General features: G+C 58.6%; 12 protein-coding genes. 6 read left to right on the top strand and 6 right to left on the bottom strand.

From position 1 onward, the window contains the following. Nucleotides 1–3: 3 nt before the first annotated feature. Nucleotides 4–2,199, bottom strand: coding sequence for a primosomal protein N' (gene priA, locus ACMGGX_RS09300; RefSeq protein WP_348562317.1), 2,196 nt, complete (start codon nucleotides 2,197–2,199; stop codon nucleotides 4–6). Between the two features lie 200 nt (nucleotides 2,200–2,399). Between priA and rpmE the strand changes: the two genes are divergently transcribed. Continuing rightward, nucleotides 2,400–2,612, top strand: a complete 213-nt coding sequence (gene rpmE, locus ACMGGX_RS09295; protein WP_003862040.1) for a 50S ribosomal protein L31 — start codon at nucleotides 2,400–2,402, stop codon at nucleotides 2,610–2,612. A 48-nt stretch (nucleotides 2,613–2,660) separates the two neighbouring features. Here the strand turns inward: rpmE and metJ are convergent, their stop codons facing one another. Further along, complete coding sequence (gene metJ, locus ACMGGX_RS09290; RefSeq protein WP_007369220.1) at nucleotides 2,661–2,978, bottom strand: met regulon transcriptional regulator MetJ; 318 nt, start codon at nucleotides 2,976–2,978, stop codon at nucleotides 2,661–2,663. Between the two features lie 276 nt (nucleotides 2,979–3,254). Here metJ and metB point away from each other — a divergent pair, with 276 nt between their 5' ends. Together metB and ACMGGX_RS09280 are read left to right on the top strand one after the other, a co-directional pair. Beyond that, nucleotides 3,255–4,415 (top strand): cystathionine gamma-synthase, encoded by a 1,161-nt coding sequence (gene metB, locus ACMGGX_RS09285; protein ID WP_033146933.1) that lies wholly within the window; start codon nucleotides 3,255–3,257, stop codon nucleotides 4,413–4,415. 2 nt (nucleotides 4,416–4,417) lie between these two features. After that, nucleotides 4,418–6,850 carry a bifunctional aspartate kinase/homoserine dehydrogenase II gene (locus tag ACMGGX_RS09280; protein ID WP_032662744.1) on the top strand — a complete coding sequence of 811 codons (2,433 nt, stop codon included), beginning with the start codon at nucleotides 4,418–4,420 and terminating at the stop codon, nucleotides 6,848–6,850. Between the two features lie 60 nt (nucleotides 6,851–6,910). Here the strand turns inward: ACMGGX_RS09280 and argH are convergent, their stop codons facing one another. The 3 genes from argH to argC form a co-directional block, all read right to left on the bottom strand. Continuing rightward, nucleotides 6,911–8,284 carry an argininosuccinate lyase gene (argH, locus tag ACMGGX_RS09275; protein ID WP_023309680.1) on the bottom strand — a complete coding sequence of 458 codons (1,374 nt, stop codon included), beginning with the start codon at nucleotides 8,282–8,284 and terminating at the stop codon, nucleotides 6,911–6,913. A 74-nt stretch (nucleotides 8,285–8,358) separates the two neighbouring features. Further along, nucleotides 8,359–9,135: an acetylglutamate kinase gene (argB, locus tag ACMGGX_RS09270; protein WP_090420882.1), complete on the bottom strand. Its 777-nt coding sequence runs from the start codon at nucleotides 9,133–9,135 to the stop codon at nucleotides 8,359–8,361. Nucleotides 9,136–9,141: 6 nt separating this feature from the next. Then, entirely contained in the window at nucleotides 9,142–10,146 is a 1,005-nt protein-coding gene (gene argC / locus ACMGGX_RS09265; RefSeq protein ID WP_032662767.1) for an N-acetyl-gamma-glutamyl-phosphate reductase, read from the bottom strand. Nucleotides 10,147–10,234: 88 nt separating this feature from the next. Here argC and argE point away from each other — a divergent pair, with 88 nt between their 5' ends. The 3 genes from argE (at nucleotide 10,235) to katG (ending at nucleotide 14,872) form a co-directional block, all read left to right on the top strand. Further along, nucleotides 10,235–11,386: an acetylornithine deacetylase gene (gene argE, locus ACMGGX_RS09260; protein ID WP_420298296.1), complete on the top strand. Its 1,152-nt coding sequence runs from the start codon at nucleotides 10,235–10,237 to the stop codon at nucleotides 11,384–11,386. A gap of 270 nt (nucleotides 11,387–11,656) precedes the next feature. Continuing rightward, nucleotides 11,657–12,544 carry a methylenetetrahydrofolate reductase gene (gene metF / locus ACMGGX_RS09255; protein WP_023309676.1) on the top strand — a complete coding sequence of 296 codons (888 nt, stop codon included), beginning with the start codon at nucleotides 11,657–11,659 and terminating at the stop codon, nucleotides 12,542–12,544. Nucleotides 12,545–12,691: 147 nt separating this feature from the next. Then, entirely contained in the window at nucleotides 12,692–14,872 is a 2,181-nt protein-coding gene (katG, locus tag ACMGGX_RS09250) for a catalase/peroxidase HPI (protein ID WP_045404251.1), read from the top strand. 84 nt (nucleotides 14,873–14,956) lie between these two features. Here katG and gldA read toward each other — a convergent pair whose 3' ends face one another. After that, the gene (gene gldA, locus ACMGGX_RS09245) at nucleotides 14,957–16,060 is read right to left on the bottom strand and encodes a bifunctional L-1,2-propanediol dehydrogenase/glycerol dehydrogenase (protein ID WP_008501794.1); all 1,104 of its coding nucleotides are present in this window, start codon (nucleotides 16,058–16,060) and stop codon (nucleotides 14,957–14,959) included. Between the last annotated feature and the right edge of the window lie 12 nt (nucleotides 16,061–16,072).

The raw sequence follows: 16,072 nt of genomic DNA, 5'->3' as shown, positions 1-16,072 counted from the left end.
TCTTCAGCCTTCGATGGGATCGACGTCCAGTACCCACTTCACTTTTCGCGCTTCCGGCAGCGTGTTGATGAGCGCCAGCGTGCCGCTGACGATATGCTGCAGGCGAACGCGTGAGGGGTGCTGAAGTAAGATTTGCCAGCGGAAACGTCCGCCGCGTTTTGGTACGAGTGCCGGCACCGGGCCCAAAATCCACAGCTGATTATCCACCAGCGGGCTGGCCTGCAGGAGGTTTCTCAGCTGCTGCAGGAAAAGCGGCGCCTGCTGGTTGTTGTGATCTTCCGCGCGGATGATGACGTGGCTGGTCCACGGCGGCAGCTGCATGGTCTGGCGTTCGGCCAGCGCCTGCTCTGCAAAGGCGTCATAGCCTTTATGAAGCAGGGTTTGCAGCAGCGGATGCTCAGGGTGGTGCGTTTGCAGCACCACTTCGCCCTGTTTACCGGCGCGACCGGCACGCCCTGCCACCTGGGTATAAAGCTGGGCGAAGCGCTCGGCTGAGCGGAAATCTGCCGAAAACAGCGCGCCGTCTACGTCCAGCAGGGCAACCAGCGTGACGTCCGGGAAGTGGTGGCCTTTGGCCAGCATCTGCGTTCCAATCAGAATGCGTGCGCCGCCGCGATGCACTTCCGCCAGCTGCTGTTCCAGCGCGCCCTTGCGGCTGGTGGTGTCCCGGTCGATACGCGAAATAGGTACGTCCGGGAAGAAGGGGCCAAGCGCCTGTTCCAGCTGTTCCGTCCCCAGACCGACCGGCACGATATGCGTTGAACCACACGACGGGCACTGGCGCGGCACCGGGCGCTGGCTGTCGCAGTGGTGGCAGCGCAAATGCCGCTGGGCCTGATGGAAGGTGTAGTAGTGGTCGCAGCGCGGACACTCGGCAATCCAGCCGCAGTCGTGGCACAGCAGGGCGGGCGCGAACCCGCGTCGGTTAAGGAACAGAATGACCTGGTTCCCCGCCTGCAGGTGCTGGCGCATGCGGGTAATCAATGCAGGCGCTAGCCCGGCCTGAACCTGCTGACCTTTCAGATCAAGCACGTGCTGAATGGCCGGGCGGGCATTCCCCGCCCGACGCGTCAGGCGCAGCATATGGTATTTACGCTGGCGCACGTTGTGCAGCGTTTCGAGCGCAGGTGTGGCGGAGCCGAGAATAATAGGAATCTGCTCACTGTGCGCGCGATAAACCGCCAGGTCGCGGGCGTGATAGCGCCAGCCTTCCTGCTGTTTATAAGAGCTGTCGTGCTCTTCGTCGATCACGATAACGCCAAGATTTTTAAACGGCGTAAACAGCGACGAGCGGGTGCCGATCACAATCGCCGCTTCGCCGTTTTTCGCTTTCAGCCAGGCGCTGAGGCGTTCGCTGTCGTTCAGGCCGGAGTGCAGCACCTCAATCGGCGCGTTAAAGCGCTCGCGGAATCGGGCGATGGTTTGCGGCGTCAGGCCAATTTCCGGCACCATCACCAGCGCCTGTTTGCCCTGCGCGAGCACGTTTTCCAGCACGCTCAGGTAGACTTCGGTCTTGCCGGAACCGGTGACCCCCGCCAGCAGCCAGGCAGAAAAATGATCGGAGGCGCTATGAATCGCGCCCACGGCGGTGGCCTGCTCGGTATTCAGACGCAGGCGATCCCCTGAAACAGAGAAACTCTCCCGCCAGTCGTAAAGAGCGGGGGTTTCGCTGGCCAGTTCGCTCAGCCCTTTCTTTCTTAAGGCCTGTAGCGCCGTTTCGCTGACCTCAAGCTCGTCGACCTGATGTCGCCAGATTTTTCCCTGACGCAGCGCCGCCAGCGCCTGCTGCTGTTTTTGCGATCGCTTCAGGCTGTTGATGTCCACCGCCTGGCCCTGCTCGGTGGCAAACCAGTACCACATCGGCGCGTGGCTGGCGCTCTTGCCCTGACGCAGCATAATTGGCAGGGCATGGAACAGGACGTCGCCAATCGGGTGATGATAATAATCCGCCGCCCACAGCAGCAGTCGCCAGGTGCTGGTAGAGTAAACCGGCTCGCTGTCCAGCACCTCAACGACCGACTTCAGTTCGCTAAGCGGCAATTCGCTTTTATCGCTGACGGAGACGACGATCCCCACGCGCTGCTGTTTGCCAAACGGCACGGTCACGCGGCAGCCCGCTTTGGCGCTCATGCTGTCGGGCAGCAGGTAGTCAAAGGTACGGGGAAGCGGAACGGGCAGGGCAACGTGAGCGACGGGCATCGAATCTTCCTGACTTGAAAAGTGGCGCGTTAGTATACACATTAGTAAAAGCGGCGTGCGGATCAGTTTGCATACGTTGGTCAAATTCTGTATGATTCGCCGCCTTTGGTGTACTTTACGCCAAAGAACTTACAATCAACATCGCGTGGTGTCTGGCGTTAGGGCTGGAAGAGCGACGCGGCCTTAACTGAGGTTCTCCCATGAAAAAAGATATTCACCCGAAATACGAAATGATTACTGCAAACTGTTCTTGCGGTAACTCTATCCAGATCCGCTCTACCGTGGGTCACGATCTGAACCTGGACGTGTGCGGCAAATGCCACCCGTTCTACACTGGTAAGCAGCGTGACGTTGCAACCGGTGGCCGTGTTGACCGCTTCAACAAGCGTTTCAGCATCCCGGGCGCTAAATAAGTTTCCCGAAAAAAAGGCACCGCAAGGTGCCTTTTTTGTATCCGCTTCTCAGTATTCCCACGTATCCGGGTCAATACCCAGTTCACGCATGATCACCTTCGCCTCTTCCGGGATTTCATCACTGCGCTCTTTGCGCAGATCTTCATCGTTCGGCAACGGTTGACCGGTAAACGCATGCAGAAACGCTTCGCACAGCAGTTCGCTGTTGGTCGCGTGGCGCAGGTTGTTCACCTGACGACGCGTACGTTCATCGGTGAGGATCTTCAACACCTTCAGAGGAATGGAAACCGTAATTTTCTTTACTTGCTCACTCTTCTTACCGTGCTCAGCGTATGGGCTGATATATTCGCCGCTCCATTCAGCCATGAGATACCTTTAATCCTCTCAGTCATTTATTTAAAGGTGCAAAACCTGTAACCACCCGTTTTGAACCGCAATCTTGTCTAGTTTACCGTAGAGACGATACCGTGGCACGGATATTGCCGCTGCAGCGTGCACTAAAGCATATAATTTTAACGGCTATTTGCGCATTGCTCAATCTATACGCAAAGAAGTTTAGATGTCCAGATGTATTGACGTCCATACTTTCAATGTTTACTCTGGTGCCTGACTTTTCACCTCATTCGCCAGGAAGCCCTCACCATGACGCGTAAACAGGCCACTATTGCAGTGCGTAGCGGATTAAATGATGACGAGCAGTACGGCTGCGTTGTCCCGCCGATTCATCTTTCCAGTACCTATAACTTCACCGGATTTAATGAACCCCGCGCGCATGATTATTCGCGTCGTGGCAACCCTACGCGTGACGTGACCCAGCGCGCGCTGGCCGAGCTGGAAGGTGGCGCAGGTGCAGTATTAACCAATACGGGGATGTCCGCCATTCACCTGGTGACCACGGTGTTCCTGAAACCGGGCGATCTGCTGGTCGCGCCGCACGACTGCTACGGCGGCAGCTATCGCCTGTTTGACAGCCTGGCGAAACGCGGCTGCTATCGCGTGCTGTTTGTCGATCAAAACGACGAACAGGCGCTGAAACAGGCCCTGGCAGAGAAACCGAAGCTGGTTCTGGTGGAAAGTCCAAGCAATCCATTGTTGCGCGTTGTCGATATTGCGAAAATTTGTCAGCTCGCAAGGGATGCGGGAGCGATAAGTGTAGTGGATAATACGTTCCTCAGTCCGGCCCTTCAGAACCCACTCGCACTGGGTGCCGATCTGGTATTGCATTCATGCACTAAATATCTGAACGGCCATTCTGATGTGGTGGCGGGCGTGGTGATTGCCAAAGATCCGGACGTTGTCACCGAACTGGCATGGTGGGCCAATAATATTGGCGTCACCGCTGGGGCCTTCGACAGCTATCTGCTGTTGCGCGGCATCCGCACGCTGTCGCCGCGCATGGACGTGGCGCAGCGCAATGCCCAGGCGATTGTCGATTTCCTGAAAACCCAGCCGCTGGTGAAAAAGCTTTATCACCCGTCGCTGCCAGAAAATCAGGGGCACGAGATTGCCGCGCGTCAGCAGAAAGGGTTTGGCGCGATGTTAAGTTTTGAACTGGACGGTGACGAGCAAACGCTGCGTCGCTTCCTGAGCGGGCTGTCATTGTTTACGCTGGCGGAATCCTTAGGTGGGGTTGAAAGCTTGATCTCCCACGCCGCGACCATGACGCACGCAGGTATGGCACCGGAAGCTCGTGCCGCCGCCGGAATTTCTGAGACGCTGCTGCGTATCTCAACCGGCATTGAAGATTCTGAAGATTTAATTGCCGATCTGGAAAATGCCTTCCGGATCGCAGCCAAGGGGTAATCATGAGTGTGATAGCGCAGGCAGGGGCGAAGGGTCGTCAACTGCACAAGTTTGGTGGTAGTAGTCTTGCTGATGTGAAATGTTACCTGCGCGTTGCAGGCATCATGACGGAATATTCACAGCCGGGTGACATGATGGTTGTCTCGGCGGCGGGCAGCACCACCAACCAGTTGATTAGCTGGCTGAAACTGAGCCAGACCGATCGCCTTTCTGCGCATCAGGTACAACAGTCCTTACGCCGCTACCAGAGCGAGCTGATTGCCGGCCTGCTGCCTGCGGACGTGGCGGACGGGCTGATCAGCGCCTTCACGCATGACCTTGAGCGTCTGGCTGCCCTGCTGGACAGCGGAATTACCGACGCGGTGTATGCCGAAGTGGTGGGTCACGGTGAAGTGTGGTCCGCGCGCCTGATGGCCGCCGTGCTGCAACACCTGGGCGTGGAAGCGGCCTGGCTCGACGCGCGTGATTTCCTGCGCGCCGAACGCGCCGCGCAGCCGCAGGTGGATGAAGGGTTGTCCTACCCGCTGCTGCAACAGCTGCTGGTGCAGCATCCGGGCAAACGTATTGTCGTCACCGGCTTTATCAGCCGCAGCAACGCGGGTGAAACCGTACTGCTGGGCCGTAACGGTTCTGACTACTCGGCAACGCAGATTGGTGCCCTGGCGGGCGTGTCCCGCGTCACCATCTGGAGCGACGTGGCCGGTGTGTACAGCGCGGACCCGCGTAAGGTGAAAGATGCCTGCCTGCTGCCGCTGCTGCGTCTCGACGAAGCCAGCGAGCTGGCGCGTCTGGCCGCGCCGGTACTGCACGCGCGCACGCTGCAGCCGGTTTCCGGCAGCGATATCGACCTCCAGCTGCGCTGCAGTTACACCCCGGATCAAGGCTCCACGCGCATTGAGCGCGTGCTGGCGTCCGGTACCGGGGCGCGTATTGTCACCAGCCACGACGACATCTGCCTGATTGAGTTCCAGGTGCCTGCGGGCCAGGACTTCAAGCTGGCGCATAAAGATATCGACACGATCCTGAAACGCGCCCAGGTGCGTCCGCTGGCCGTTGGCGTGCATAACGATCGTCAACTGCTGCAGTTCTGCTACACCGCTGAAGTGGCGGACAGCGCGCTGAAAATTCTGGATGAAGCGGGCCTGCCGGGCGAGCTTCGCCTGCGTCAGGGGCTGGCGCTGGTGGCGATGGTGGGCGCGGGCGTCACCCGTAACCCGCTGCACTGCCACCGCTTCTGGCAGCAGCTGAAAGGCCAGCCGGTGGAGTTCACCTGGCAGTCGGAGGAGGGCATCAGCCTGGTCGCCGTCCTGCGCAAAGGGCCAACCGAGAGCCTGATTCAGGGCCTGCACACCTCCCTGTTCCGCGCGGAAAAGCGTATCGGTCTGGTGCTGTTCGGGAAAGGCAACATCGGTTCCCGCTGGCTGGAGCTGTTTGCCCGCGAACAGGTGACGCTCTCGGCGCGTACCGGATTCGAATTCATTCTTGCGGGCGTGGTGGACAGCCGCCGCAGCCTGCTGAACTACGAAGGGCTGGACGCCAGCCGCGCGCTTGCCTTCTTTAATGATGAAGCCGTAGAGCAGGATGAAGAGTCGCTGTTCCTGTGGATGCGCGCGCACCCGTATGACGATCTGGTGGTGCTGGACGTTACCGCCAGCGAACAGCTTGCGGATCAGTATCTGGATTTCGCCAGCCACGGTTTCCACGTTATTAGTGCGAACAAGCTGGCGGGGGCGAGCAGCACCGATAAATACCGCCAGATCCACGACGCGTTTGAAAAAACGGGGCGCCACTGGCTTTATAACGCCACCGTTGGGGCTGGCCTGCCGGTTAACCACACCGTGCGTGACCTGATTGAAAGCGGCGACAGCATTCTGGCGCTGAGCGGTATCTTCTCCGGCACGCTCTCCTGGCTGTTCCTGCAGTTTGACGGCACCGTACCCTTCACCGACCTGGTGGATCAGGCGTGGCAGCAGGGCTTAACCGAGCCCGATCCGCGCGTTGACCTTTCCGGCAAAGACGTGATGCGTAAGCTGGTGATCCTGGCGCGTGAGGCCGGTTACGACATCGAACCGGATGCCGTACGCGTCGAATCGCTGGTGCCTGCCGGCTGTGAAGAAGGTTCTGTGGATCATTTCTTTGAAAATGGTGAAGAGCTTAACGAGCAGATGGTACAGCGTCTGGAGGCGGCGAACGAGATGGGGCTGGTGCTGCGCTACGTGGCGCGTTTCGAGGCCAACGGAAAAGCGCGAGTCGGCGTCGAGGCGGTGCGTCCTGAACATCCGCTGGCGGCGCTGCTGCCGTGCGATAACGTCTTCGCCATCGAAAGCCGCTGGTATCGCGATAACCCGCTGGTGATCCGTGGTCCGGGCGCGGGGCGCGATGTCACCGCTGGAGCCATACAGTCCGACATCAACCGTCTGGCTAAGCTGCTGTAACTCCTCACCCTGGCCCTCTTCCCGGACCGTACAGTGGGAGAGGGCACCTGTCAGGACAGATTAAACCAACCGGTTTTTCGCATCGGCTATCGCCTGCGCCACCTGCTTAGGCGACACGCCGCCTTTCGCGGCACGTTTATCCAGGCAGGACTGCAGCGCAAGGATCGGATACACATCATCCCCGATAACCGCGCTGAACTTCTGCAGGTCGGCCAGCGCCAGATCTTCCAGCGGTTTACCCTGACGAATGGCTTCCACCACCGCTTCACCCACAATATGGTGAGCTTCACGGAACGGTACGCCTTTCGCCACCAGATAATCCGCCAGTTCGGTAGAGTTCGCATAGCCCTGCTGCGCCGCTTCCTGGCAGCGCGGACGTTTCACCTGAATGCCGTCCAGCACCAGCGCGCCCATATGCAGACAGTCCAGCCAGGTGTCGAGCGCGTCGAACAGCCCTTCTTTGTCTTCCTGCATGTCTTTGTTATACGCCAGCGGCAGCCCTTTCAGGGTCATCATCATGCCGGTCAGCGCGCCCTGCACGCGGCCACATTTGCCGCGGATCAGCTCCAGCGCGTCCGGGTTTTTCTTCTGCGGCATCAGGGATGAGCCTGAGGTCACGCGGTCGGACAGCTCGACGAAGCCCGCTTCGCCAGAGTTAAAGAAGATCAGGTCTTCGGCAAAGCGCGACAGATGCACCATTCCGATAGACGCATTGGATAGCAGCTCCAGCACGTGGTCGCGGTCGGACACGCTGTCCAGGCTGTTACGGGTGGCGGAGGCAAAGCCCAGCCAGCCTGCCAGCTGCTCACGGTCGATTTCATACGCCGTACCGGCCAGCGCGCCGCTGCCCAGCGGGCTGACGTCCAGACGTTTCAGGGTATCCTGCAGACGGCTTTCGTCACGCGCCAGCATCTCGACGTAGGCCAGACACCAGTGTGCGAAGGTCACCGGCTGCGCGCGCTGCAGGTGGGTATAACCCGGCATCACCGCGTCCTGGTTGTTCTGCGCGGTCTCCACCAGCGCGCTCTGCAGCTGACGGTTGGCCGCCAGCAGTTCGCCAACGGTATCTTTACACCACAGCTTCAGGTCGGTGGCGACCTGGTCGTTACGGCTGCGGCCGGTATGCAGCTTTTTACCCAGCTGGCCGACTTTGTCGATAAGCTTGCCTTCCACCCAGCTGTGAATATCTTCAGCATCGCTTTCGAGGATCTGCTGCGGATTAAGACGCACCTCTTCCAGCAGATTGTTCAGCGCCTCTTCCAGCCGTAATTGTTCGTCTGCGGTCAGTACGCCCACCGTCACCAGCGCTTTGGACCAGGCCACAGAGCCGACAATATCCTGTTCGGCCAGGCGGTAGTCGAAGCGCAAAGAGTCGTTGAACTGTTTGAACCGCTGATCCGCTGCCTGTGTAAAACGCCCACCCCAAAGTGCCATAACATGATTCCTTTATTCGTTAGTTCTGCCAGGTGGCGCTTCGCTTACCCGGCCTACGGTCATTCAATAAAAACTTACGCTAAAATACGCGTGCCAATCGGCGTGCCGTTAAACAGCGCCGGCAGTTGTTCCGCGTGACGCCAGGAGGCGATATCCACAGGACGGCCCAGCGTGCGTGCGGCATCCAGCGCGGCGTTCACTTTGACGATCATGCCGTCGGTAATAATGCCCTGAGCAATCAGCTGCTCGGCTTTCTCAGCCGTCATTTCCGCAATGCGCTGGCCTTTACCGTCCAGAATGCCGCTCACGTCGGAGAGCAGGATCAGATCCGCGCCCAGCGTTGCCGCCAGTGCCGTCGCCGCCTGGTCAGCGTTGACGTTCATCAGCTCGCCCTCTTCGGTCACGCCGATAGAGCTCACCACCGGCAGGAACCCCCCTTCCAGCAGCGTGTTAATCAGCTTAGGCGAACCTGGCTGCGCCAGTCCAACGTGGCCGAGCTCTTCGTCGAGCTGGGTCACTTTTACGCTGTCGCCATCGCCCAGATAGAGGCCAACGGAAGCGATGTGGTGTTTCTTTGCCCACGCCAGCAGCGTTTTGTTCGCCGTACCCGCCAGCGCGCCGGTAATGATGTCAATCTGATCAGCAGGCGTCACGCGCAGGCCGTTCTTCTTTTTCACCGGCAGGTTGAGCCCTTTCATCAGCTCGTCCACCACGCAGCCGCCGCCATGCACAATCACCAGCGGACGCTGGTGTGATTCGCGATAGTTCACCAGCGCGGTAAACAGACGCTCCAGCGCTTCTTCGCTGTCCAGCAGTACACCACCGAGTTTGATAATTAATGGGTTCATCATCACACCTTAAATAAGAGCCTGCGTTTCCGGGAAACCGAAACGAATATTTGCACACTGCATTGCCTGTGCGGCAGCGCCTTTGAGTAAGTTATCTTCTGCGGCGACAACGATGAGATGCTCGCCCTGCACGGCAAAGCCGATGTCGCAGAACGGCAGGCCGACCACGTTTTTCAGCGCCGGCACGCCTTTATCGTACAGGCGCACCAGCGGTTTATCCGCATACGCCTGCGTGAAGGCCTCGTTCACCTGCTCTTTGGTCACGCCTGGCTTCAGGCGGCAGGTAATAGTTTCGAGGATCCCGCGCGGGAAGCTGCCCAGGTGCGGGGTGAAAATAACGTCCGCGCCCAGATGCGTCGTGATTTCAGGGTGATGACGGTGATTAAACACGCCATACGGCTGAAGGCTCACTTCGCAGAAGCTGTTGGAAATAGCGGCCTTGCGTCCTGCACCGCTCACGCCGCTGGTGGCGTTGATCACCGGCCACTGGCTCAGATCCAGCAGACCTGCGTCGATCAGCGGCTTCAGGGAAAGCTGCGCCGCCGTCGGGTAGCAGCCCGGAACGGCAATGAGGTCCGCTTCTTTCAGTTTATCTGCGCTCCACTCCGCCAGGCCGTACACCGCTTTTTCAAGCAGATCTGGATGCTGATGGGTGAAACCGTAATATTTTTCATAAAACGCGCCGTCGTTCACGCGGAACGCGCCGGAAAGGTCGAAGACCACGCAGCCGGCCGCCAGGAACTGCGGCGCCAGGTCGTGGCTGACCTCGTGCGCGGTGGCTAAAAACACCACGTCGACGCCGTCGGTAAACTCGCTGATGTCAGACATGGGCTGCAGCGGCAGATCGACAAGACCCTTAAGCTGCGGATGCAAATCGGAAATTAACTTTCCTGCATCATTGCTTTGCGCTGACACGGTCAAAGCGGTTATGGTCATATGTGGATGGCGATTCACGTAGCTTACAAGCTCTGCGCCCGCATAACCGCTAGCGCCTACAATCAGCGTATTCAACATCGGGTTCCTTTATGCTCAACGTTAGTGTATTTTTATTCACATTTATTGCATGAATATTGATACTATCACGACCTAAGGTGTGTCAACAATGAAAATGAACTTACCGCCATTTATCGAGATCTACCGCGCCCTGATTGCCACACCGTCCATCAGCGCAACGGAAGAAGCGCTGGATCAGAGCAATGAGTCTTTAATCAATCTGCTGGCGGGTTGGTTTAGCGATCTTGGGTTTAACGTTGAGGTTCAGCCCGTCCCCGGAACCCGCCACAAATTTAACCTGCTCGCCAGCACCGGAACCGGTGCGGGCGGCCTGCTGCTGGCCGGTCATACCGATACGGTGCCGTTTGACGAAGGCCGCTGGACGCGCGATCCGTTCACCCTGACCGAGCAAGACAACAAGCTCTATGGTCTGGGCACCGCCGACATGAAAGGCTTCTTCGCCTTTATCCTCGACGCGCTGCGTGACGTGGACGTGACGAAGCTGAAAAAACCGCTCTACATTCTGGCGACCGCCGATGAAGAAACCAGCATGGCGGGCGCGCGCTACTTCTCTGAAAATACGTCGATTCGCCCGGACTTCGCGATCATCGGCGAGCCGACGTCTTTGCAGCCGATCCGCGCGCACAAAGGCCATATTTCTACCGCCGTGCGCGTGCTGGGCCAGTCCGGCCACTCCAGCGATCCGGCGCGCGGGGTGAACGCCATCGAACTGATGCATGACGCCATCGGCCGAATCATGACCCTGCGCGACGATCTGAAAGAGCGCTACCGCTATGAGGCGTTCACCGTGCCGTATCCGACCCTGAACCTCGGCAGCCTGCACGGCGGCGATGCCTCGAACCGCATCTGCGCCTGCTGCGAACTGCATATGGACATCCGCCCGCTGCCGGGCATGACCCTCAGCGATCTCGACGGCCTGCTGAATGAAGCGCTGGCTCCGGTGAGCGAGCGCTGGCCGGGCCGCCTGACGGTCTCCGAACTGCATCCGCCGATCCCGGGTTACGAATGCCCGCCGGACCATCAGCTGGTTGAGGTGGTGGAAAAGCTGCTCGGTGAGAAAACCGACGTGGTGAACTACTGCACCGAAGCGCCGTTTATTCAGACGCTTTGCCCTACGCTGGTCCTGGGCCCCGGCTCCATCAACCAGGCGCACCAGCCGGATGAATATCTGGAAACCCGCTTCATCAAGCCAACCCGCGAACTGATTACCCAGGTTGTGCATCACTTCTGCTGGCATTAAAACCGCACCGTACATCCCATAGGGGAGAGGACTGCGCGATGCGGTTTTTTCCCCTTTACCCAAAGGGGTGTACGGTCCCGGGGAGGCGATGTCTCACTCCCTACCACCCATCATGAACTTTCTTCATCTTTCCTGAGCAAACCTCATCGTTATTGTTGATTATTTATGTTGACGTCCCTCCGCTTTTCCGTCATTTTTACATCTGGACGTCTAAACGTATAGAAGTTCACAACACAACAAATAACGACATGCGATTGATAGAGGTAAGGTATGAGCTTTTTTCACGCCAACCAGCGGGAAGCACTGAATCAGAGCCTGGCCGAAGTAAACGGCCAGATTAACGTCTCTTTTGAATTTTTCCCGCCGCGCACCAGTGAAATGGAGCAAACCCTGTGGAGCTCTATCGATCGTCTTAGCAGCCTGAAGCCGAAGTTCGTTTCCGTGACTTACGGTGCCAACTCCGGCGAGCGTGACCGTACGCACAGCATCATTAAAGGCATCAAAGATCGTACCGGTCTGGAAGCGGCGCCGCATCTCACCTGTATCGACGCGACCCGCGACGAGCTGCGGGCCATCGCCCAGGATTACTGGAATAACGGCATTCGTCATATCGTCGCACTGCGCGGTGACCTGCCGCCGGGCAGCGGTAAGCCGGACATGTATGCCGCCGATCTGGTCGCGCTGCTGAAAGACGTGGCCGACTTTGATATCTCCGTTGCCGCTTATCCTGAGGTGCATCCGGAAGCGAAAAGTGCCCAGGCCGATCTGCTGAACCTCAAGCGTAAAGTGGACGCCGGCGCGAACCGCGCCATTACCCAGTTCTTCTTTGATGTGGAAAGCTACCTGCGTTTCCGTGACCGCTGCGTCTCCGCGGGCATCGACGTTGAAATTATCCCGGGTATTCTGCCGGTCTCTAACTTCAAACAGGCGAAGAAATTCGCTGATATGACCAATGTCCGCATTCCGCTGTGGATGTCCAAAATGTACGAAGGGCTGGACGATGATCCGGAAACCCGCAAGCTGGTGGGGGCGAATATCGCGATGGACATGGTGAAAATTTTAAGCCGTGAAGGGGTGAAAGATTTCCACTTCTATACGCTGAACCGCGCGGAGATGAGCTACGCCATTTGCCATACGCTGGGCGTTCGTCCGGCGTAATAAGCACAAAGCCCTCGTTTTACGAGGGCTTTTTTGTCACGCGAAGAGTTAAAAGGTATTAGCTATCGAATCTGTGGATTAATTCAACTATAACTTATTGCTAGTGGTGTATATCGTAACGGTAACACTGTAAAAGGGAGCATAGCGATGAGCACGTCAGACGAGACCAATAAAGCGGCATCGGTCGGCAAATGCCCGTTCCACCAGGGCGGCGTCGATCACAGCGCGGGGGCAGGTACAGGCAGCCGCGACTGGTGGCCAAAACAACTCCGCATCGATCTTCTTAATCAACATTCCAATCGTTCGAACCCGCTGGGTGAAGACTTCGACTACCGCAAAGAATTCAGCAAACTTGATTACTCCGCCCTTAAAGGCGACCTCAAAGCCCTTTTAACCGACTCTCAACCGTGGTGGCCTGCCGACTGGGGCAGCTATGCGGGCCTGTTTATCCGTATGGCCTGGCACGGCGCGGGTACCTATCGCTCCGTTGACGGACGCGGCGGCGCAGGCCGCGGTCAACAGCGCTTTGCGCCGCTGAACTCCTGGCCGGATAACGTGAGCCTGGATAAGGCGCGCCGTCTGCTGTGGCCAATCAAGCAAAAATACGGACAAAAAATTTCCTGGGCCGACCTGTTTATCCTCGCGGGTAACGTGGCGCTGGAGAACTCCGGCTTCCGTACGTTTGGTTTTGGTGCCGGGCGTGAAGACGTCTGGGAACCAGACCTGGACGTGAACTGGGGTGATGAAAAAGCCTGGCTAACCCACCGTGACCCAGAGGCGCTGGCGAAGCGACCTCTCGCCGCCACCGAAATGGGCCTGATCTATGTGAACCCGGAAGGGCCAAACGCCAGCGGTGAACCTCTGTCTGCTGCGGCGGCCATTCGCGCGACCTTCGGCAACATGGGGATGAACGACGAAGAGACCGTTGCGCTGATCGCGGGCGGCCACACCCTCGGCAAAACCCACGGCGCGGGTGAAGCCACGCACGTCGGCACCGACCCGGAAGCCTCGCCGATTGAAGCGCAGGGCCTGGGCTGGGCCAGCACGCACGGCACGGGCGTTGGCGCAGATGCCATTACCTCCGGTCTGGAAGTCATCTGGTCGCAAACCCCGACCCAGTGGAGCAACTACTTCTTCGAGAACCTGTTCAAATACGAATGGGTGCAGACCCGCAGCCCGGCGGGAGCGATTCAGTTTGAAGCCGTGGATGCGCCGGAAATCATGCCTGACCCGTTCGACCCGTCGAAAAAACGCAAACCTACCATGCTGGTCACCGACCTGACGCTGCGTTTTGACCCGGAATTCGAGAAAATTTCCCGCCGCTTCCTGAACGATCCGCAGGCCTTCAACGAAGCCTTCGCGCGCGCGTGGTACAAGCTGACCCACCGCGATATGGGGCCAAAATCGCGTTACCTTGGCCCGGAAGTGCCAAAAGAAGATCTGATCTGGCAGGACCCGCTGCCGCAGGCGGTGTTCAATCCGTCGAAAGAAGACATTGAAAGCCTGAAGGCGGAAATCGCTGCCTCTGGCCTCTCCGTGAGCGAACTGATTTCCGTTGCCTGGGCATCAGCGTCGACCTTCCGCGGCGGCGACAAGCGCGGCGGCGCCAACGGCGCGCGTCTGGCGCTGGCCCCTCAGCGCGACTGGGATGTGAACGCCGCAGCGGTTCGCGCGTTGCCGGCTCTGGAAGCTATCCAGCGCACCACCAACAAAGCCTCTCTGGCCGATATCATCGTGCTGGCGGGCGTGGTGGGCGTTGAGCAGGCGGCGAAAGCTGCAGGCGTTTACGTCAACGTTCCGTTCACCCCGGGCCGCGTCGATGCGCGTCAGGATCAGACGGATATCGAGATGTTTAATCTGCTCGAACCGATTGCCGACGGCTTCCGCAACTACCGTGCGCAGGTGGATGTGTCCACGACAGAGTCACTGCTGATTGATAAAGCCCAGCAGCTGACGCTGACCGCGCCTGAGCTGACGGTGCTGATCGGTGGCCTGCGCGTGCTGGGTGCCAACTTTGATGGCAGCAAGAATGGCGTGTTCACCGACCGCGAGGGCGTGCTGAGCAACGATTTCTTCGTGAACCTGCTGGACATGAACACCCAGTGGAAGGCGACCGACGAATCTAATGAACTGTTTGCCGGAAGCGATCGCGCCAGCGGTGAAGTGAAATACACCGCCACCCGCGCCGATCTGGTCTTCGGTTCTAACGCCGTTCTGCGCGCGCTGGCAGAGGTTTATGCCAGTGATGATGCGCATGAGAAGTTTGTTCGCGACTTCGTTGCCGCATGGGCGAAGGTGATGGATCTGGACCGGTTTGACCTGCAGTAACCCCTGTGCCGGGTAGCGCTGACGCTTACCCGGCTTACGGGCAAAAAAAATCCCCGCTGATGCGGGGATTTTTATTCACGCTATTTACTCCCACTCCTGCAGGAACCGCTGCCCATACTGGTCGGCCACCAGCAGCGCCGCATACACCTGATCCGGCGTTACGCCGCCGGGCATGTTGTGGATAGTTTCCCCTTCGGCACAGGAGGCTTCCGCGATCAGACGCATTTTGGCCGGAATATCCTCTTTGATGTTAAGCTGCGCCAGCGTGATCGGCAGCCCAACGCTGTGACAAAGCGCGGCGACGGTCTCTATTTCTTCTACCGGCGCGTTTTCCAGCACCAGCTGCGTCAGCGTGCCAAACGCCACTTTTTCACCGTGATAGAAGTGGTGCGCGTCCGGTACCGCCGTCATTCCGTTATGAATAGCGTGTGCTGCCGCCAGCCCGCCGCTTTCAAAGCCTACGCCGCTGAGATAGGTATTGGCTTCGATAATGCGTTCAAGAGCAGGCGTCACCACATGCTGTTCTGCCGCCAGCATCGCTTTTTCACCCTCTTCAACCAGCGTGTTGTAGCACAGCTCGGCCAGCGCGAGTGCTGCCTGCGTACATTTGCCGCCCGCCATGGTGGTCGCGCCGCTGCGCGAGCAGGCGCGTGCTTCAAACCACGTCGCCAGCGCATCGCCAATCCCGGCGGCCAGCAGGCGTGCCGGCGCGCCCGCTACCACTTTGGTATCGACGATAACCATGTTCGGGTTGTGCGGCAGCATCAGGTAGCGATCGAATTCACCGCTGTCGGTGTAAATGACGGAAAGGGCGCTGCACGGCGCATCGGTGGAGGCGATGGTTGGCGCAATGGCGACGGGTACGTCCATAAAATGGGCCAGCGCTTTGGCGGTATCGAGCGTTTTACCGCCGCCGATACCCAGCACCGCCAGACAGTCGGCGCTGTCGGCCAGTTTTTTCAGTCGGTCGATTTCATTTTGTGAACATTCGCCGCCAAACGGCGCGATTTCGGCATGCAGTTCGGCTTTTTTAAAACTCTGACGCAGGGTCTCTTCGGCAAAACCCAGCACAAATTTATCGCCGACAACCAGCCAGCGATTGGCCAGAGGCTTCAGATAGTCGCCGAGACGGGTAAGCACATCAGCGCCCTGGATATATTTTCCCGGCGATTGAATGATACGGTCCATAACAGTTCTCCC

The sequence above is a fragment of the Enterobacter sp. BNK-29 genome, from assembly GCF_048684785.1.
Taxonomy (GTDB): domain Bacteria; phylum Pseudomonadota; class Gammaproteobacteria; order Enterobacterales; family Enterobacteriaceae; genus Enterobacter; species Enterobacter cloacae_M.
This window is presented reverse-complemented; position numbering and strand designations above follow the sequence as displayed.